Annotated in this window: 15 protein-coding genes; 6 read left to right on the top strand and 9 right to left on the bottom strand. The window is 75.9% G+C overall.

The genetic code is table 11. The features are described from left to right. The first annotated feature begins 122 nt into the window (after positions 1–122). Positions 123–1,586 (top strand): glycosyl hydrolase, encoded by a 1,464-nt coding sequence (locus tag ACFYOU_RS17630; protein WP_391306624.1) that lies wholly within the window; start codon positions 123–125, stop codon positions 1,584–1,586. A gap of 119 nt (positions 1,587–1,705) precedes the next feature. Here ACFYOU_RS17630 and ACFYOU_RS17635 read toward each other — a convergent pair whose 3' ends face one another. From ACFYOU_RS17635 to ACFYOU_RS17675, 9 genes are all read right to left on the bottom strand, one after another. Then, positions 1,706–2,932 (bottom strand): GNAT family N-acetyltransferase, encoded by a 1,227-nt coding sequence (locus ACFYOU_RS17635; protein WP_391306625.1) that lies wholly within the window; start codon positions 2,930–2,932, stop codon positions 1,706–1,708. Next, positions 2,929–3,585 (bottom strand): lipopolysaccharide biosynthesis protein, encoded by a 657-nt coding sequence (locus ACFYOU_RS17640; protein WP_389764829.1) that lies wholly within the window; start codon positions 3,583–3,585, stop codon positions 2,929–2,931. The genes ACFYOU_RS17635 and ACFYOU_RS17640 overlap by 4 nt, the downstream gene beginning before the upstream one ends. A gap of 106 nt (positions 3,586–3,691) precedes the next feature. Further along, positions 3,692–4,858, bottom strand: coding sequence for a glycosyltransferase (locus ACFYOU_RS17645; RefSeq protein ID WP_391306627.1), 1,167 nt, complete (start codon positions 4,856–4,858; stop codon positions 3,692–3,694). Further along, entirely contained in the window at positions 4,855–5,784 is a 930-nt protein-coding gene (locus ACFYOU_RS17650) for a polysaccharide deacetylase family protein (RefSeq protein ID WP_391306629.1), read from the bottom strand. The genes ACFYOU_RS17645 and ACFYOU_RS17650 overlap by 4 nt, the downstream gene beginning before the upstream one ends. Continuing rightward, positions 5,774–7,522, bottom strand: a complete 1,749-nt coding sequence (locus ACFYOU_RS17655) for a lipid II flippase MurJ (protein ID WP_391306829.1) — start codon at positions 7,520–7,522, stop codon at positions 5,774–5,776. The genes ACFYOU_RS17650 and ACFYOU_RS17655 overlap by 11 nt, the downstream gene beginning before the upstream one ends. Positions 7,523–9,225: 1,703 nt before the next feature. Next, entirely contained in the window at positions 9,226–10,611 is a 1,386-nt protein-coding gene (locus ACFYOU_RS17660) for an O-antigen ligase family protein (protein WP_389764835.1), read from the bottom strand. A gap of 3 nt (positions 10,612–10,614) precedes the next feature. Beyond that, positions 10,615–12,024, bottom strand: coding sequence for an exopolysaccharide biosynthesis polyprenyl glycosylphosphotransferase (locus tag ACFYOU_RS17665; protein WP_391306830.1), 1,410 nt, complete (start codon positions 12,022–12,024; stop codon positions 10,615–10,617). A 212-nt stretch (positions 12,025–12,236) separates the two neighbouring features. Continuing rightward, positions 12,237–13,580 (bottom strand): glycosyltransferase, encoded by a 1,344-nt coding sequence (locus tag ACFYOU_RS17670; RefSeq protein WP_391306631.1) that lies wholly within the window; start codon positions 13,578–13,580, stop codon positions 12,237–12,239. Continuing rightward, positions 13,570–14,814: a DUF3344 domain-containing protein gene (locus tag ACFYOU_RS17675; RefSeq protein ID WP_391306632.1), complete on the bottom strand. Its 1,245-nt coding sequence runs from the start codon at positions 14,812–14,814 to the stop codon at positions 13,570–13,572. Before ACFYOU_RS17675 ends, ACFYOU_RS17670 begins: the two co-directional genes overlap by 11 nt. Before the next feature lie 339 nt (positions 14,815–15,153). On the opposite strand from ACFYOU_RS17675, the gene ACFYOU_RS17680 reads away from it, so the two are divergent. The 5 genes from ACFYOU_RS17680 to ACFYOU_RS17700 all read left to right on the top strand — a co-directional run bounded on the left by ACFYOU_RS17680 (position 15,154) and on the right by ACFYOU_RS17700 (position 17,976). Beyond that, positions 15,154–15,393 (top strand): chaplin family protein, encoded by a 240-nt coding sequence (locus ACFYOU_RS17680; protein ID WP_391306634.1) that lies wholly within the window; start codon positions 15,154–15,156, stop codon positions 15,391–15,393. A gap of 248 nt (positions 15,394–15,641) precedes the next feature. After that, the gene (locus ACFYOU_RS17685; RefSeq protein WP_391306636.1) at positions 15,642–16,079 is read left to right on the top strand and encodes a hypothetical protein; all 438 of its coding nucleotides are present in this window, start codon (positions 15,642–15,644) and stop codon (positions 16,077–16,079) included. A 301-nt stretch (positions 16,080–16,380) separates the two neighbouring features. Then, positions 16,381–16,662 (top strand): hypothetical protein, encoded by a 282-nt coding sequence (locus ACFYOU_RS17690; protein ID WP_385484587.1) that lies wholly within the window; start codon positions 16,381–16,383, stop codon positions 16,660–16,662. 170 nt (positions 16,663–16,832) lie between these two features. Continuing rightward, a complete protein-coding gene (locus tag ACFYOU_RS17695; RefSeq protein ID WP_389764841.1) occupies positions 16,833–17,336 on the top strand; it encodes a DUF5949 family protein in 504 nt (167 codons plus the stop codon). 139 nt (positions 17,337–17,475) lie between these two features. Next, the gene (locus ACFYOU_RS17700) at positions 17,476–17,976 is read left to right on the top strand and encodes a hypothetical protein (RefSeq protein WP_391306638.1); all 501 of its coding nucleotides are present in this window, start codon (positions 17,476–17,478) and stop codon (positions 17,974–17,976) included. The last annotated feature ends 178 nt before the right edge of the window (positions 17,977–18,154 follow it).

An 18,154-nucleotide genomic window follows, 5' to 3' on the forward strand; every position in this document is an offset into this window, starting at 1 on the left:
TCGCGCGCAGGGGGTTGAACCCCCGTTCGGCGCACTAGGGATACTTGTGACCCCGTTTCTCGGGCGACAGGGTCGAGAAGGTCAAGGAAGGCGCGCTAAGACGAATTCGCTAGGAGCGGCGCATGGTCCCTCAGCAATGCCGGACGGTTCGAGGACGGGCGGCCCGTGGACGCTTCCGTTCGGTGGCGGTGTCGGCCGTCGCCTGGGTGGCGTTCGTCTCCGGTACGGCGCACGCCGCCGGGCCGGAGGCGGACCCCGTACCGTCCGCCCCGGCGGCCACCGAACCCGCCGCCGAACCGGCTCCCGACCCCGCGTCCGGGGCCGTGCCCGAGCCGGTGCCCGAGGTCGAGCCCGCGCCCGCGGGTGAGCGGTCGCCGTTCGGGGCGTACCTGGACTACGGGCCGCGGGGCGTGGAGCGGATGGCGGAGCTGAGCCGGTGGCTCGGCGGCGCGGAGCTGAAGGTGGGGCACAGCTACCTGCCCGGGGACAGCTGGGCGGGTATCGAGGGCGAGGTCGGTTTCCTGGCGGACTGGGCGGGCTGGCGCAGCGCCGACCGCGACCGGATGTTCGTGCTGAACGTGCCGATGTCCGCCCGCAACGAGCAGCGGCTCAGCGACTTCCAGGTCCGCTCGGACCTGTGGCGCGGTGCGTTCGGCTGGTACGACGGGCACTTCCGCAAGCTCGCGGAGCGGCTGGTCCGGCTCGGGCTCCAGGACACCGTCCTGGTCCTCGGCTGGGAGATGAACGGGACGACGTACAGCCATCGCTGCGCGCCGGACCCGGGCGCGTGGAAGAGGTACTGGAAGAGGATCGTCACCACCATGCGTTCCGTGTCGGGTCAGGAGTTCCGTTTCGATTTCGCGCCGAGTCGAGGGAAGGACGCCATCGGGTGGACGGCGTGCTATCCGGGTGACGACTCGGTCGACATCATCGGAATGGATTCGTATGACCAGCCGAGCGGTCTCACCTTCGACGAGCAGGTGAGTGAACCGTACGGTCTCCAGCATCACGTGGATTTCGCACGGGCCCACGGCAAGCCTATTTCGTATCCGGAATGGGGGCTGTTCCGAAACGGCGACAATGCCGATTACATGCGGCGCATGATCCAGTGGGTGGAACGGCACCGGCCCGTTTACCACACGATTTCCGACTACTGCCCGCACGGCGTGTGGCAGTGCGGGGCGAATCCGCAGGCGGCGGCGGTCTACCGGGAGCTGTTGTCGGACGGTCCGTCGACCGAGCTGCCGCTGGAGCCCGAGCCGGTCGAGCCGGTGGTTCCCGTCGAGCCGGCGGTGCCCGTGGAGCCGACCGAGCCCGTCGCGCCGGTCGAGCCGAGTGCGACGGGGCCCGCCGAGGCGCCCGCGGCCCCTGCGCCGGCGGCGTCGGAGTGCACCCCGGTGGGCCTCGGCGGGGTGCTCGGGAAGTGGCTGGACGGGCTGTGCGTCCCGCAGGGCGGCGGTGAAGCGGAACCCGCACGGTCCGCAGCGCCGGCGGAGCCCTGGCATCCGCTGGCGCCGCGGGACGGTTCCCGGCCGTGGAGTCCGCCCGGGCTCACCGATCTGGTCGGCTGGGCGCGGCGCCCGTAGCACTACCGGCCGGGCTGGCCGGCCCCGCCGAGCTGGCCGTGCTGGCCGTGCTGGCCGTGCTGGCCGGGCTGGCCGTGCTGGCCGGGCTGGCCGGGCGGCGGTGCACGGCGGCGGTGCCGTCATGCGCCGCCGCCGTCATGTGCGCCCCCTCCACCACCCGTACCGTCCCGCGCCCCGGCGCGTTCGCGGTGGGCCCGGCGCACCCGGCGCACCAGTTCGCGCGCCCCGGCGTCGGCCAGTGCCGTGGTCAACCAGGGGGCGCCCCGCCGGCGGGCCAACAACAACCGCTGGTTGACGACGGGGGTGGGCCGCCAGTGGTGCTTGTACGGTTCGTCGCCGCGCAACAGGCTCAGCACCCCGGGGCCGCCCGTACCGTCCCGGGTCGGCAGCCGGGCGCCGGAGCGCAGCAGCATCGTCGCCACGTCCGCCTTCCGCTCCCGCAACCCGGGGTGCGCCCCGTACAGATAGGCCCCGGCGAACCCGGGCGCGAGCAGCGTCACGTCGACGGCGACCACCTCCCCGTCGAGACGGAACTCGGTGACCGCCGCGTGGCCGGACCGGACCATGGGCACGACGGCGCGCTCCAGGTGCGCGGCGAACCGGGGGCGCAGGTGTTCCGGCGTCACCTTGCGGCCCTGCCACTGGAGGCGGTGCAGGGCGACCAGGGCGGCCAGTGCCCCGGGGACCTCCCCGGCGGTCACCACCCGACTCCGTACGCCGAGGGCGTCGAGCTTGCGGAGCTTGGCGCGGACCCGTTGGGCGCGGGGGCGGGCGAGCCGTCCGACCAGCTCCTCCAGCGGGGCCGCCGGGAGCTCCAGGCACACCGAGTCGGCGAGCCGCCGTTTCGGTCCCGACCAGGCCGCGTACACCTGCTCGGCCGCGGCGCCGGGGCGGACCTCGCGCAGGTCCACCACGGCGCCCCGGGCCGCTCCGGCGATGCCGCGGGCCAGGGCGCTCGCGGCGGGGGCGGCCCGGGCGTCGTCGAGCAGGACGTCGCCGTGGTCGGCGAGGGCGCCGCCGAGCGGGACGAGCGCCGGGAACGGGTGCCGGACCAGGGTCAGGGGGGCCGCCCCGACGAGTTCCCCGGCCTCCCGCACCAGCACCACCCGCAGCCGCCCGGGCCGGCCGTACGACTGCCACCAGGAGTGCAACCAGGCGTGGTGCTGGAACGGGGTGGCCGCGTGGCAGCGGTCGAACAGTCGCTGCCACGCGCCGGCGAGGGCGGCGAACGCGTCCGGGTCGCGGCAGAGTTCGACGGTCGGCCCCGGGTCGGTGGCCGGGCCGGCCGCCCGCGGCGGGGCGGCCGGGGGGACGGGGGCGGCGGGCGCCTCGGCTGCGGGGGTCACCGCTTCAGGTCCGCCGCCGGGGCCGGGGCGGGGACGGGCACGGTCACCACGGGCTCCGGAGCGCGCCGGCGCGGACGCACCAGCAGCGCCAGCCCGCCGAGCAGTCCGCCGGCGCTGGCCCCGACCAGGGTGGTGACGATCGGGCCGGCCGAGCTGGGAGCGCCGGGCTTCATGGCCCGGGTGAACTGGAGCAGCTGGACGTGGGTGCGGTCCTCGGTCTGGTTGGCGTTGATGGTCAGGGCCCGGGAGACGGCGTTGGCGATGTCCGCGGCCCGCGCGGGTCGGCCGGCGGTCGCGGAGATCGCGACCATCGGGGCGTCCGGCGAGGTCGCCGCCCGGACGCTGCGCCGCAGTTCGGCGACCGGGACGCGGGCGGCGACCTGGGCGTCCCCGAGGACGGCGAGTTGGGTGGCGACCCGGCCGTACGCCTGGGCGAAACCGAGGGCGGTCGCCGGGTCGGACTTCTCGGTCGGTACGGCGATGACGTAGCTGGTGGCCGTGTACTCGGGCGGCTTCAGCTTGCCGTACGCGCCGCCGGCCGCCGCGCCGGCCAGGACGCAGCCGGGCAGCAGGAGCCAGGCGGGCAGCCACCGCAGTCGGGTGAGCCGCCGCGGACGGCGGGCGGTCTGGTCGTCGCCGGGGGTGTCGGTCATCGGTGTCTCCGTAGGGGGTCGGTGCCCGGGCGGGGCCCGGGGGCGGGGTGGACAACGGCCACGGGGGTGGTCGGGGCGGTCAAGGGCGTCAGGAGCGTCAGGAGCGTCAGGGGCGGACGACCGAGGCGTAGACCCCGGCGAGGCGTTCGGCGCTGCGGGCGATGGCGTAGTGCGCGACGGCCGGGGGGACGGTCCGTTCGCGGGGGCCCGCGTCCCGCAGCCGGCCGAGGGCCGCGGCGAAGGACCCGGCGCCGGGGGCGAGGCGTCGTGCGTCGCCCGTCGAGCCGGGCGGCAGGTCGTCCAGTGCGGGGCAGTTCACGTACCGCACGGGCAGGCCGGCGGCCAGGGCCTCCAGTACGGCGAGCCCGAACGCCTCCTCGGGCGACGGGGAGGCCAGCACGTCCATCGCGGACAGCAGGGCCGGTAGCGCGGGCGGCTCGCAGGTGCCGGCGCCGTCCGGGGCGCCGCCGTACACGGCGGACGCGGCGGGTGCGTCCGGGGCGGCGGGGCGGGCCTCGCCGGTGAGGACCACCCGGTCGGCGACCCCGGCCCGCAGGGCGGTGCGGCGCAGCGCGGTCACCTCGGGGCCGGCGCCGACGATCAGCAGCCGGACGTCGGGGGGCAGCGCGGCGAGCGCGGTGACCAGCTGGTCGAAGCGTTTGCCGCGCACCAGCCGGCCGACCGCGCCGACGACGTACGCGTCCTCGGGCAGGCCGTACCGGGCGCGCACCTGCCGCCGGGCCCCGGGGTCGTAGCGCAGGGCGTCCGGGTCGATGCCGTTGGGCACCACGTGGATGCGCTGCCGGGGCACCCCCCAGCGGCGCAGCCGGTCGGCGACGGTGGGGGAGACGGCGACGGTGGCGTGCCCGAGGCGTTCGCCGGCCAGGTACAGCGCCCGGACCCCGGGGGTGAGTGCCCGGCCCTCCATCTGCCCGTCGCCCAGGGAGTGTTCGGTGGCGACCACGGCCGGCACCCCGGCGATCCGGGCGGCGATCCGGCCGTACAGACAGGCCCGGTAGAGGTGGGTGTGGACGAGGTCGTAGTCGCCGGCGCGGATGTGGGCGACGAGCCGGGGCAGCGCCCGCAGGTCGCGGTTGCCGGTCATGCCGAGGTGGGTGACGCGGACCCCGTCCGCGGTGAGGGCTTCCGCGACGGGCCCGGGGTTGGTGAGGGTCACCACGTCGCAGGGGAAAGGGAGGTGACGGAGCATCAGGCGTAGCTGTTGTTCGGCGCCGCCGATGCCCAGGCCGGTGATGATGTGCAGCGCCTTCACGGTGACTCCGGGGGGACGGGGGCGGCGGGCGCCCGGCGGGCGCCGGTGCGGGGGACGGCCCTGCGCGGGGCCCCGGGTCTGCCGGCGCGGACCGGCGCCGGTTCCGGGGACGGCATGGGGCGGCGCAGTGGGCTGAGGACACGTTTCAGCTCCAGTCGCAGCCCGGTGTCCTCCTGCCCGATGTGCACCCGGGGCAGGGCGAGTTCGCCGGCCAGGGCGCCGGGTGCGATGGCGCAGCCGTAGTGGTACCCGGCGGTGCGGACGGCCGCCACCACCCGGGCGTCCAGGGTCCCGTACGGGTAGCAGAAGCCGGAGACCTCGGTCCCGGTCAGCTCCCGCAGCCGGACGCGGCTGTCGTGGGTCTCGGCGTGCAGGGTGGCGTCGTCGACGCGGGTCAGGTCGAGGTGGGTCAGCCCGTGCGAGCCGATCTCCACGCCGGCCGCCGCCGCCTCGCGCACCCCGTCCGCGGTGAGCAGCGGCTTGCGGACGCCCAGCGGGTCCCAGGCGTTGTCGCCGCCGAGCCGTCCGGCGAGGACGAACAGGGTGGCCCCGCACCCCCGGCGGCGCAGTACGGGCAGTGCGTGGTCGAGGAAGTCGGCGTACCCGTCGTCGAAGGTCAGCGCGACCAGCCCGCGCGCCCGGCCGGCCGCCCGGGCGGCCATCAACTCCCGTACGGAGACGCCCCGCAGCCCGCGTCGACGCAGCCGGGCGAGCTGGTCGTCGAGCCGTTCGGGGGTCACGGTGATCCGGTACGGGTCGTCGCCGACGCGGGTGACCGAGTGGTACATCGCGATCCACTCGGGCGCCCGCAGCAGGGTGGCGGGGCCGGGACGGGGACGGGGGGCCGCGAGGGTGGCCGCGCCGGGGGCCACGGGTGCGGTGCGGCGCGGGGGGTTCGGCCGGGGACGGGTCGGGTCAGCGCGCATCGGTGCCCTTTCGTGTGCGGGTGACGGAACGGAGGGTGCGGACGGCCCGGGCGGCCCGGTGCCCGTCCGGGCGGGCGGGGTCGGTCCGGGCGGGCGGTGCCTGGGAGGCGGCGGGCCGCTCGGACGGCGGGGCGCCGTCCTCGTGCCCCGGTAGGCCCCCCAGCAGCCGCAACGCCAGGGCGAACACCGCGGCGACCGTCAACGAGGCGGCCAGCACGGCGAACAGTGCCCCGCCGGTCCCGCCGATCGCGGCGCGCGGCCCCTCGGCCCAGGCGGCGCACAGCGCCCCGGCCCCGGCCGCGCAGCCCGCCGCGAGCACCGTCCGGGCCAGTTGCCGGGCGATCCGGCACCGGCGCACCGGGACGTTGCGCTCCCCGGTTCCGCACAGCAGCAGCACGGCGGTCAGGCTGATGCCGGTCGCATTGGCGGCGGCGATCCCGCGCACCCCGTGCGGCCCGACGGCGAGGGCGCCCAGCACGGCGGTCACCACGGCCCCGAGGACCATGGCGGCCAACGGGTACCAGGTGGCGCGCCCGGCCGAGAAGTAGGAGCGGACCAGCGCGCCGACCAGGGTGTGCCCGAGCAGCCCGAGGGCGTACACCCGCATCACGCCCGCCGTCGCCGCGGTGTCGTCGGCGGTGAACGCGCCCCGTTGGAACAGGAGCGCGACGAGCGCGGGGGCGCAGGCGACGAGCGCCGCGACCCCGAACAGGACCACCGTCGCAGCGAGGGTGAGGTCGCGTTCCACGCGGCGCCGGGCGGTGTCGGTGTCGCCGTCGGCGAGGGCCCGCGCCACCACCGGGAAGGTGACGGTGCACAGCATCAACGACAGCACCATCGGCATCTGCGCCACCTTCTGGGCGTAGTTGAGGTGCGAGATGGCGCCGGCGGGCAGCGAGGAGCCGAGGAATCGTTCGATGAGGACCTGGGACTGTCGGAACACGCCGAACAGCAGGACGGAGGCGATGAGGGCGCCCCCCGCCAACCGCGCGCCCGCGTCTGCGCCCGGCGCGTGTGCGGTGCCCGGGGTGTCCGGTGTGTGGGGGGTGGTCGGGGTGCCCAGTGCGTGTGGGGTGTCCGGGGCGCTCGGGTCCTGTGGGGGGCGTCCGGGGGGCGGGACGTCCCGGAGTCGGCGCCACAGCGAGGGTGCCTGCACCACGACCATCAGCAGCCCGCCGACGGCCACGCCCACGGCGGCGGACCGCACCCCCCAGTGGCCGCCGAGCACGAACATCGCGGTGATGATGCCGGTGTTGTAGGCGACGTAGATGGCCGCCGGCACCAGGAAGCGTCCGTGGGCGCGCAGGGCGGCGCCGCAGTAGCCGCTCAGTCCGAACGAGAGCAGACAGGTCGCGGTGAGCCGGGTGCAGTCCACGGCGAGTCCCGGATCGGGCAGCCCCGGTGCCAGCAGGTCCACCAGAAGCGGTGCCGCCGCGATCACCAGCACCGAGACCGCGGCGAGCGCGAGGCCCAGCCGGGGCAGGGAGGTCCGCACCAGCGCACGCACCGGGTCGGCGCCGGTGTGCGCGCCCCGCGCGCGGCGGGCCAGCGCCATGCTGAACGCCGGGACGAGTACGAGGGCCATGCCGTCCTCGATGAGCAGCGTCGAGGCGAACTCCGGGACGGTCCAGGCGACCAGGAACGCGTCGGTGGACCCGTCCGCGCCGAAGAGGTGGGCCAGGGTCTGGTCCCGCAACAGTCCGAGCAGGGCGCCCGCCGCGGTGAGCACTCCGGTCAGCAGCGCCGCCCGGGCCAGGAACCCGCCGCCGGGGCGCCCGGCGGGGGGTGGCGCCGGGCGCGTCGGGGGGCGCGTCTGGGGGTCGGCGGGTGTCCGCGGTGCTGGTGGGACCAGTGGTGCCGGTGGGGGTCCGGGGGGTGGCCCGCCGAAGCCCTCACGTCGGTCCGGCCCCGCGGGTCCGACGGGTCGGGCCGGGGCGACCGGTTCGGCGGTCCCGACCGACTCCGCGGGTCCGGCGGGCTCGACGGGTCCGGCCCGCTCCGGGGTCCCGCTCGCCCCGGCGGGACTGGTGGCTCCGGGTACCCCGACGGTCCCCGCGGGTCCGGCCAGCGGTCCGGGTGCGGCTGCTGCGGCTGCTGTGGCGGATTCGGCTCGTCCCCAGGCCGGGGCCGTCCCGGCGGGTCCGACCGCGGCTACGGTCCCGACCGTTCCGGCGGGTCCGACCGTCCCGGGTCCGGTGGGTCCGACTGCTGCGGCTCGTCCGGGGGTTCCGTTCGCCCCGGCGGGTCCGGCCGTCGCCACGGTCCCGACCGCCGTCACGGTGCCGGGCGTCGCGGCGGGTCCGACCCGTCCGCCTGTTCCGGCCTGTCCCGGGGTCCGGCGCACCCTGGCGGGCCCGACCGTCGCGGCGGTCCCGGCGGGTACGGCCGTCCCGGATCCGCCCGGTTCGACCAGCGGAACCCTTCCGGCGGGTCCGGTTGGTCCGGCGGGGACCGCGGTTCCGGCAGAGCCGACGGCCCCGGCGGGCTGGACCGGGCCCACCACACCGGTAGGGCCTACTGCGCCGCCGGCCGGGCCCGTTCCGCCGCCGACCGGTCCCACCACACCCACCGGGCCCGCCGGACCGCCTGGGCCCACCAGTCCGACGGGTCTGACCGGGCCAACCGTGCTAACCGGGCTGACTGGTCCCGCCGGGCCAACCGGTCCCGCCGGGCCTACCGGGTCGACGGGGCCAACGGGGCCAACCGGGCTGACCGGTCCGACGGGGCTGACTGGTCCCGAGGGCCCAACCGGGCCCGCCGGTCCCATCGTGCTGACCGGGCTGACCGGGCTGACCGGTCCCACCGGTCCCACCGGTCCCACCGGTCCGACGGGTCCGACGGGGCTGACCGGACTGACCGGTCCCACCAGGCCCACGTGGCCCACTGGCCCCACCGGGCCGACTGGGCCTAGCGGGTCGACGAGGCTGACCGTGCTGCCTGGGCCCGAAGGGTCGACCGTGCCCACCGGTCCCACCGGACTGACCGGTCCCAGATGGCCTACCGGTCCCACCAGTCCAACGGGTCTGACCAGTCCCACCGGACCCACCGGACCGACCGGACCGACCGGACCCACCGGCTCCGAGGGGCTGACCGTGCTGCCCGGGCCCGAAGGGCCTACCGTGCCGAGGGGGCTGACCGGTCCCGAGGACCCAACCGGGCCCGCCGGTCCCACCGGACTGACCGGTCCCAGGTGGCCCACCAGTCCCACTAGTCCAACGGGTCCGACCGGCCCTGCCGGTCCCACCAGTCCCACCGGACCGACGGGTCCCACCGACCCCGAGGGGCTGACCGTGCCGTCCGGCTCCGAGGGGCTGACCGTGCCGTCCGGGCCCGACGGGCCGACCGGGCCGACCGAACCAGCCGGGCCGACCGAACCGACCGGTCCCACCGGCCCCACCGGGCTGACCGATCCCGTGGGCCCCACGGGACCGGTGGGTGGGGTCACCGGGCGTCAGCCCCGAGCGCCCACCAGGCGACGACACCCAGCGCGACCGCGGTCAGCACGGTCGAGGGCCCACCGATGTCCGCGTACCCGAAGTCGACCAACTGCCAGACCAGCAGCCCGCAGGCGAGCAACCCGCAGTCCGCGACCCGCCCCCGCCGCCGCGCGGCGAGCAACCGCCGCACCGTCAGCACCAGCAGCGCGGCCCAGCCGCCGACCAGGGCGAGCAGCCCCAGCAACCCCTGTTCGCTGAGGACGAGCAGGTACATGTTGTGCGGGGACAGCAGCGGCTGACGCAGATACGCGGAGCCCGCGCCCGCCGTGTCGCTACCGGAGGACAGCGCGAGCGAGGCGTGGCTGTCGCGGTGCGCGGGGAAGTTCTTCAGCCCGACCCCGGTCACCGGCCGTTCGCGCCACATGCCGACCGCCGCCGCCCACATCGTGTACCGGTCGGTCACCGACTGGTCGGGGGCGTCCGCGACCCGGGTGATGCTGCCGACCCGCTCCTGGAGCATCGCGGTGCCGAGCCCCGCCCCGCCGACCAGCACGATCGCGGTCGCGGTCACCACGGCGAACACCGCCAGGGCCCGCCGCACCCCGGCGAACAGCAACTGCGCGGTGACCGCGGCCGCGGTGGCGATCCACGCGCCCCGGCTGAACGACAGCGCCAGCGGCACCAGCAGCAGCACCGCGCACAGCAGCGCGACCCCCCGCCGGGCCGCCGCGCCCCGCGGGTCCCGGCCCGCGTCGAGCGCCAGCCCCACCGCGCAGAGCACCCCGTAGGAGACCACGGTCGCCATGCCCATCACATCGGTCGGGCCGAAGGTGCCGACCGCCCGGACGTCCGCGCCCATGTACGAGGCGCCCGTCCCGGTGGCGTACTGGTGGACCCCGATCCCGCCCTGGAACAGCGCGAGCCCGATGAACGCCCAGGCGACCACCCGCAGGTCGGCCCGGTCCCGGACCAGCAGCAGCACCGCCAGCGGGACCAGGACGAACACCTGGAGGTAGCGCCCGAGTCCGGTGACGCCCGCCGTGACGTCGGCCGCCCCGGTCGCGGCGACCGCGATCGCGACGACCGGCAGCCCGAGGACGAGGGCGGCGGTCCGGGTCAGGGGGCGCCGGGCGCGTCGGACGGCGCCGAGGACGGCGATCAGCACCAGCACCCCGGACATCGCGTCGGCGGGGGTCCACCCGTCGCCGCCCCGCCCGGCGGTGGCGGTCCCCGCACCGGACACCGGCAGGGTGAGCAGCGCCATGAGGGCGAGCACCGGCAGCACGGGTGCGTACCGGCCGAGCAGGGCGAGGAACGCGGCGGCGGGGGAGGGCCCGGGCACGGCGGGGGCGGGGCCCCGGGCGGTGGCGAGGGCGGTGGTCTCGGTCACGGGTCAGCTCCCCGTCGGTCGGACGAGGACGGCCGCCGTGCGCAGCAGGATGCAGACGTCCTGCCAGAGCGACCAGGTGTCGATGTAGGCGTTGTCGAAGCGGGCCCGGTCCTCGATGGAGGTGTCCCCGCGCAACCCCTCCACCTGGGCGAGGCCGGTGATCCCGGACGGCATCCGGTGCCGTTCCGCGTACCCCTCGTACGTACGGGAGAACTGCCGTACGAAGTAGGGGCGTTCGGGGCGCGGGCCGACCAGGCTCATGTCCCCGCGGAACACGTTCCACAGTTGGGGGAGTTCGTCGAGCGAGGTGCGGCGCAGGAACCGGCAGAGGGCGCCCACCCGGCTGTCGTCCGCGACGCTCCACCGGGTCGCCGCCTCCCGGGCGTCGGCGGGGCGCAGGGTGCGGAACTTCAGCAGGGTGAAGGGTCGTCCGCCGCGGCCGATCCGCTCCTGTCGGAACAGCACGCCGGGGCCGTCGGTGATCCGGATGAGGGCCGCGCACACCGCCAGGACCGGTGAACCGGCCAGCAGCAGCGCACCGGACACCGTCATGTCGAGGGCGCGTTTGCGGACGGGGACGCGCCGGGCGCCGCCCGGCGGGAGCGGGGCGCAGACGAAGCCGGCGAGTCGGGGGCCGGTGCGCCCGGGGGCGTCCGCGTCGGGGGCGACGCACCAGAGCCGGTGGCCGAGTCCGGTGAGCGTCCGCAGCAGCGGGGCGTGGGTGCGGTGCGCCTCGGGCCCGGCGATCAGCACGTGGCGCACCCCGTTCTGGACGAGGGCCCGGCGCACCTCCTCGGTGGTGGTCAGGACCGGGGGCCCCGTCGCGGCCTCCGCCTCCGGCTCCTCCGACGCGGGTACGGGTCCGGCGGCGACGATCCCGACCGGGCGCACCCCGCAGCCCGGTTGCCGGAGCAGGGCCGAGGTCACCCGGCGCACGGTGTGACCGTCCCCGATGACGAGGGCGGCGTGCGGCTGGCGCACGAGCTGTGCGCGACGGCGCGCGTACACGACGGCACGCCCCGCGCAGGAGACCAGCGCCTGCCCGGTGCACCCGAGGGTGAGGGCGCCGAGCGTCAGTGCGTGTCCGGGGGAGAGCGCGGCCAGGAACGCCCCGAGGAGCGCCCAGCCGACGAGGGTCCGCCCGGCCAGCGCGGGTGCTTCCGCCAGGACGGCGGGTACGGTCACCGCGCGCCGGCGCAGTGCGGTGCGCGCGTGCCAGCCGCCGATCCCGAGGGCGAGCCCCGCCACCAGCAGGGGGTGGCGCTGCGGTGCGGTGAGCGCGAACGAGGCCAGTAGGCCCGCCGCCGCGTCGAGCGCGAGCAGGGGAACGTCCAGGCGGGGGCGTGCGCGGCGGGTTCCGGTACCCGTCTTGCTGCTGACCCCGCCGCCGCCGGGCTGCCGCGGGGCGAGCACCGAGACGGACGCCGTGGACCGGGCGGACGCCGTGGACCGGGTGGACGTGGTGGATCGGACGGACGTGGTGGATCGGGTGGTCGCCGTGGGGCGGGTGGGGGCCGTGGGCTGGGTCGGGGCCGTCGGTCGGAACGGGGTGGGCGGCGGTGGGGAGGTGACGCCGCGTCCCGCCCGTGGCTGTCCCACGGGCGGAGGAACGATGCTGTCCGCGGTCACGAGTTGATGGACTCCCTGCACTGGGTGCGCTCCACGCCGAGCAGTTCGCGGTACACGGCCGCGACGGCGTCGGCGGACTGCCGCACATCGTGGGTGGTGAGGACGTGCCGGCGACCCTCCTGGCCGAGCACCGTGCGCCGCGGCGCGTCGAGCAGCAGCCGGGCCGTCGCGCGCGCCAGCGCGCCGGGGTCCCCGGGAGGCACGAGACAGTACGGCGCGTGACCGGGCGGCAGGCTTTCGCGCGCGCCGTCCACATCGGTGAGGAGCACCGGGCGCCCGCAGGCCATCGCCTCCAGCGGGGCGAGGGCCATGCCCTCCCACCGGGAGGGGAGGACGACCAGGTCGGCGGCCCGGTACCAGGGGCGCGGGTCGTCGACGGCGCCCGCGAAGATCACCCCTTCGGGTGAGGAGGCGCGGAGCGCGGCACTGTCCGGGCCGTCCCCCACAAGAAGGAGTCGGGCCTCGGGGACGACCCGTGCCACCTCCCGCCACGCCCGGAGCAGGACGTCCTGCCCCTTCTGCCGGCACAGCCGCGCCACGCACACCACGAGGGGCGCGTCGGGAGCCGTGTCCGCCAGCGCGGGGAGCGCGCGACGCAGGTCGTGCGTGCCCCGGGGCGCGGGCAACACACCCGCTGACACCGTCGGCCCCGCTGCCGCGGACGGCTCCGCCGAAGGGGACGGCTCCGCCGAAGGGGGCGCGGGGTCGGCGGCCGGCCCGGGTCGGAAACGGCCGGTGTCCACCCCGTTGGGGACCACCGTCCACCGCCCCTGCACCCCGGCCGCCGCGCCGGTGACCCGCTCCGCCTCGCTGACGCACACGATCCGGTGGGCCCACCGGGCCCCGTACCGCTCCCAGCACCGGCCGAGCAGGGCCAGCGGGCCGCCGACCGCCTCGAAGGACCAGGCGTGCGGCTGGAACACGGTGGGCACCCGACCGCGCACCGCGAGCCGTGCGGCGAGTCCGGCCTTGGCGCTGTGCGCATGGACCAGGTCGGGTCGGACCGCGTCCAACAGCCGTGCCAGTGCGCGCACTTCGCCGATGAGTGCCGGACCCGGGGAGCGGGTCGCCGGCCAACTGAGCCAGCAGGCCCCGGCCCGGGTCACCGCTTCGGCCAGCGGACCGTCCGGCGGGCAGGCGACCACGACGCGGACGGCGTCCGGCCCGGCGCACTGGGCGCGCACCAGGTCGATCACCACCCGGGCCGCCCCGCCGTCGACCGGCTGGACCACGTGCAGCACGAGCGGCGGGCCCGTGGACCGCGACCCGGCCGGTGCGGGCGCCGCCGTTCCGGGCGTCACCGTCGCGGAGGTCAGCGCGGGGCCCGGTTCAGCGGGCATCGGCGTCGGTGTCGACCGCGGCGAACAGGACCCCGGCCCAGGCGACGTCCTTCTCGGCGGTCAGCCGGACGTCGAGGCGGCCACCGCCCGCGGCCACGGCGTCGCCGAGGTCGAAGACGTCGGAGTCGTACCCGAGGGTCCCGGCGTACGAGGGGTTCCGACTCCCCTGCGTACCGGACTCGTTGACGGTGGAGTTGAGGAGGTCGCCGGCCGGGTTGCGGGCGTCCTTGAGGGTGCTCCCCTCGCGCCGACCGACCGACACGGTCAGCGCGTCCCCCGTGGTCCCGGCGTCGCCGTTGTACGCGACGAACCCGGCGGTGCCCCCGCCGCCGGCCGGCACGGTCACCCCGTCCAGCCGCACCGCGGCCTCGTGGTGCCCTTCGCCGAGGTACGCGAAGCCGTCCCACAGGGCGAGTTGCCGCAGCGGTTCGCTCTGCTTCTCGTACGCGACGACCAGCGTCCAGCCGCCCCAGGCCCCGGCGCCGGAGGTCCCCATGGCCACGTTGACCTGGCCGACCGTCCACTGCCCCGAGCCGCCCGCGCGGACCTGCGCGGTCACGTCGGCGGACGCCTGGAAGGCGTCGGCGCCGCCCGCGGTCCGGTGCCCGACGACGCTGTCGGCGAGCACCTCCTTGTACTGGCCCTCCGGTTCGGCGACGAGCACCCGGTCGTTGTCGACGGCCGGCTTCTGCTCGCCCGCCCGCAGGTTGCCGCCCCAGTACAGCCGGGCGTACGAGACCTTGGAGCCGCTGGGGACGCGCAGTTCGGCGCGGCTGGAGTTGTAGGTGTTCGCGTCGGAGTCCACGTCCGTGTAGAACATGTCGAACTCGTCGTTGGTGGCGGCGGCCTTCCCGGCGCGGGCGTCCGCACAGGACACCGCCTCGCCGCCGTCGGCCGGGGTGCTCGTGGACTCGGCGCCCCGGCAGGTGATCGACACGTTGGCGGCGCGCACGATGCCGCCGTGCTGCACGGCGTGGAACCGCTGGGTGAACGGCACCTCCTCGGCCTCCTCCGCGTGCTCGCTCCGGGTGGGCGAGGCGGGCAGGGCGGTGGGTACGGAAGCGGGCAGCGCGGGCGTCTCGACCCCCGCGCCGTGGTCGGACGGCGGCGCGCCGTGCACGTGCGGGGCGGCGGCGATGCCCCCCGCCGCCGTCACGGCACAGAGGGAAAGGACGCACACCGACGTGCGGGGCGGTACGAGCCGCCGGAGAACGGAACCGAGGGAATTGCGCATGACCGGTATTGCCCTTTCGGGAGATAAGCCTACTGAACCCGTCGAAAGGCAGTATGACCATCGCACTTCGATACCGTGTGACGCTCGCGGGCGATTCGGCCGAGCTGGCGAGGAAGGCCACTCTAACCGCCGAGCTTATTTGCTGCTGATACCGCGGAAGTCAGTGTGTCGGACTAATGCGTATCCGTGATTCCGTTCGGCACTCCTCCGGGTGTTGCCGAGCCGACGCGGCGAGAGATCACCCTTTCGGGCGCGGAACCCGCGGCGTGGTCGGGCGTTGGTCCTTGGGCCGGGCATCCCCGCCCGGTGCGTCACCCAACGACCTAGGAAGTACTTCTCATGTCGCGTACCGCGAAGGCTCTTGTCCTGTCCACCGTTGCCGCCGCGGCCGTCGCCGGCACCTCGGGGATCGCCGCTGCCGACGCCGGTGCCCATGGTGCCGCCGTGGGGTCCCCCGGTGTGCTCTCGGGCAACGTCATCCAGGTCCCGGCCCACATCCCGGTGAACGTCTGCGGCAACACCATCGACGTGGTCGGCATCCTGAACCCGGCCTTCGGCAACACCTGCGTCAACGACTGACGTTCCACCGCCGCGCGAGCCGCCCTGCCCCGCCCGGGGTACGGGCGGCTCGTCCGTGGGGCGGGGCGGCCCGGTGCGGTGACCCGAACGGGCGCCGGTTCACCCGGACCGCGAACCGCCGCGCCCAACAGCGGGAACGCGTCGTGACCCGCCGCGGACCGGGTGCGCCGGTGCGCCGAGCGGTTGCGGCGGGGTGCGGGGGATTCGACGGTGGGGGAGTTCCATCCCCCACCGAAAGGGACATCCTCATGCGCGCTCTTCTGGCGCGACGCCTCGGGACCACCGCGCTGTGCGCCGCCCTCCTCGCCGGCGCCGCCGCTCCCGCGTTCGCCTCCGACGCCGCCCCGTCCGCCCCGGACCGGTCGGCCCGCGGGGCACCCGTACCCGACCACGACAAGGACGCCACGGATCCGGTCACGCCCGAGGCGGTCCAGAGCACCCTGGAGGCCCTGGTCGCGGCCGCCGTGGCCGGTGACGCGGACGCGTTCGCCGCGCAGACCTCCACCCTGGTGGAGCAGGCCACCGAGCACGCCGCCTCCCTCGGGCTCGACGGCGCCGCACAGCCGCCGGCCGCGCCCGACCCGGCGACCGAGCTGACGCCGCTCGCCTCCCTGGAGTCGCTGTTCCACCAGGGCGGGGCCCCCTCGACGCTGCCGTTCCCGCTGGCTCCGGCGCCACAGGGCTGACACGTCGACGAAGGCCCGTCGGGGCCGGCCCACCCGGGCCGGCCCCGACGGGCCTTTTCGGTCCCGGACGCGGGAATTCCCATCGAACGGAATGGGTGATCCCCAGACCGAGAATTATTCATACAAGATGATTGCCAAGGTTTTTCCGATCCTCCCGGAGAACGGTGCCGGAACTCCTTCGGGTGGGGGTTGTGTGGAATTCACGTACCGGGGGTTTCCGGTGCGGGCGGAGGTCGTTAGTCAACGCGGTAGTACGCCTTCCCACAGGCGGTCGCCGGAGGCCGCCGAAGAAAGGAACACGATGAAGCCCCTCAAGGCTGCCGCAGTCGTCGCCGGGTCCTTCGCCCTGGTCGGTGCCGCCGCACCGGCGTTCGCCACCACCCCGACGCCCACCAGCCTGAACGGCGCTCTGGAGACGCTCACCACCCAGTCCACGCTCGACGCGCAGCCCCTGCACAGCAATGCGCTCGACACGGAGAAGGAGGGCACCCTCCTGAACAGCGTGCAGACCACCGCCGACCAGATGAACGCCGGCGGGGCCAAGGCCGCCCCGCTGCTCGGCGGACTCCCGGTCGGCAAGTAGGCCGCCCGGCGGTCCGTGCGACGGTGCGTCCCGCCCACCGGCGCGCGGACCGGCCCCGCGCCCTCCCCGCGCCGCGTGCGCGGCCCCCATCGTGTGATCCGGGAGCACGGGTCGCCCGGACGAGTGACACGGGCATCCGGGTGCTCCCCGTAAGTCGCTACGGTGCCGGGGTGACCTCAACCCCCACCGACAAGCGTCCCTTCCACCCGGCCGAACTGGGCACCCTCGCCGTCATGGCCTGGAGCGGTGAACACCCCGACGAACGGGGCGACCTGGCCTTCCTGCTCGCCTACGCGCTCGGTGACGGGCCCGGCGGTGCCGAGGGCACGTCGGCCGCCGTGCGGACCCTGCTGGAGAACACCGGGCTGCCCGTCGGCGGACCCGTCGTCGACGCCACGACGCGCCCCAGCTTCCCCGTCTCGCTCCTCGTCGAAGCCGGGCAGGCCGTCGTCAACATGCCCCATCTGAACGCCCAGTGCCTCGTACCGCCGGAGTGGCTCGCCGCGGTCCGGGAGCGCGGTCACGCGTACTTCATCTTCGCCACCCGGCCCTGGCCCGAGGGTTCGCCCGGCGTGCAGATGACCCAGGCGACGCTGTCCGCGTTCGCCGGGGACGAGGAGATGCTGGCGGGGGCCGCGCACTGTCTGCTGCCCGCGCGCAGCCTGCGCACCTGAGGGTCCGTCGGGGACGGGACCCCCTCCACCGGTCCGACAACCCGCCGATTGCCCCCTGCGGGGGAACTCTGCGGCGGTCGTCCGGACTCCCTCGTTAACCGGATGTCCAGACCTGCCGACCCCGAAGGGGACCGTTGACATGAAGTCACCGACGCGTGGAAGCCTCGCCGCGCTCCTGGCCTGTGCGGCCGTCACCGCGGGAGCCGGGTCCGCCGTGGCGGGGGAGCGGGTGCCCGTCTCCGTGCCCATGGAGGGCGTGGAGCACGCGCTCGGGATCCCGGCGCCCAGGGTCGGGGCGCAGCTGCCGGTTCCGGTGCCCGGGGCGGTGGACGGGCCCCGGTACGTGGAGGGGCGGTTGCTGCCGGCCGGGCTGGTGCCGGTCGTGCCGTTCAGCGTGCCGTTGCCCGGGGTCGCGGCTCAGTCGCTGGTGCCCCATGTGGTGGGGGGCGGGGCCGAACGGGCCTCTGCGGTGGTCGGGGGGCCCGATGCGGTCGTCGGTACGCCCGGGGTGTCGTTCGACGCGCCGGTCAGTGGGCCCCGACCCGATTCGTTCGGGCTGCCGCGCGCCGCGCTGCCCGTTGCCGGGCTCCGTACGCCCCCCCTCCAAACCGCCCCCGCCGCCTGGCTCCACCTCACCTGACGGTACCTACACGTAGGTACGCTCCGCTGCCCGCCCACCGGTCCCGCGAGGTGCGTCCCGCTTTCGCGCAGTTCCCCGCGCCCCTGATCGGTGCGTCCACCTGCGGGTGCGCTGTCCTGCGGGGTGCGTCCCGGTGTTGCGCAGTTCCCCGCGCCCCTTAACAGGTGCGTTCTGCTGG

Origin of the sequence: Streptomyces sp. NPDC005955 (assembly GCF_042871255.1) — a bacterium.
GTDB lineage: Bacteria > Actinomycetota > Actinomycetes > Streptomycetales > Streptomycetaceae > Streptomyces.

Bases quoted from the DNA above. Each gene is read 5' to 3' on its own strand.
- ACFYOU_RS17630 (WP_391306624.1), top strand. From the start codon at position 123: ATGGTCCCTCAGCAATGCCGGACGGTTCGAGGACGGGCGGCCCGTGGA.
- ACFYOU_RS17640 (WP_389764829.1), bottom strand. From the start codon at position 3,585: ATGACCGACACCCCCGGCGACGACCAGACCGCCCGCCGTCCGCGGCGG.
- ACFYOU_RS17650 (WP_391306629.1), bottom strand. From the start codon at position 5,784: ATGCGCGCTGACCCGACCCGTCCCCGGCCGAACCCCCCGCGCCGCACC.
- ACFYOU_RS17670 (WP_391306631.1), bottom strand. From the start codon at position 13,580: ATGCCCGCTGAACCGGGCCCCGCGCTGACCTCCGCGACGGTGACGCCC.
- ACFYOU_RS17675 (WP_391306632.1), bottom strand. From the start codon at position 14,814: ATGCGCAATTCCCTCGGTTCCGTTCTCCGGCGGCTCGTACCGCCCCGC.
- ACFYOU_RS17680 (WP_391306634.1), top strand. From the start codon at position 15,154: ATGTCGCGTACCGCGAAGGCTCTTGTCCTGTCCACCGTTGCCGCCGCG.
- ACFYOU_RS17685 (WP_391306636.1), top strand. From the start codon at position 15,642: ATGCGCGCTCTTCTGGCGCGACGCCTCGGGACCACCGCGCTGTGCGCC.
- ACFYOU_RS17690 (WP_385484587.1), top strand. From the start codon at position 16,381: ATGAAGCCCCTCAAGGCTGCCGCAGTCGTCGCCGGGTCCTTCGCCCTG.
- ACFYOU_RS17700 (WP_391306638.1), top strand. From the start codon at position 17,476: ATGAAGTCACCGACGCGTGGAAGCCTCGCCGCGCTCCTGGCCTGTGCG.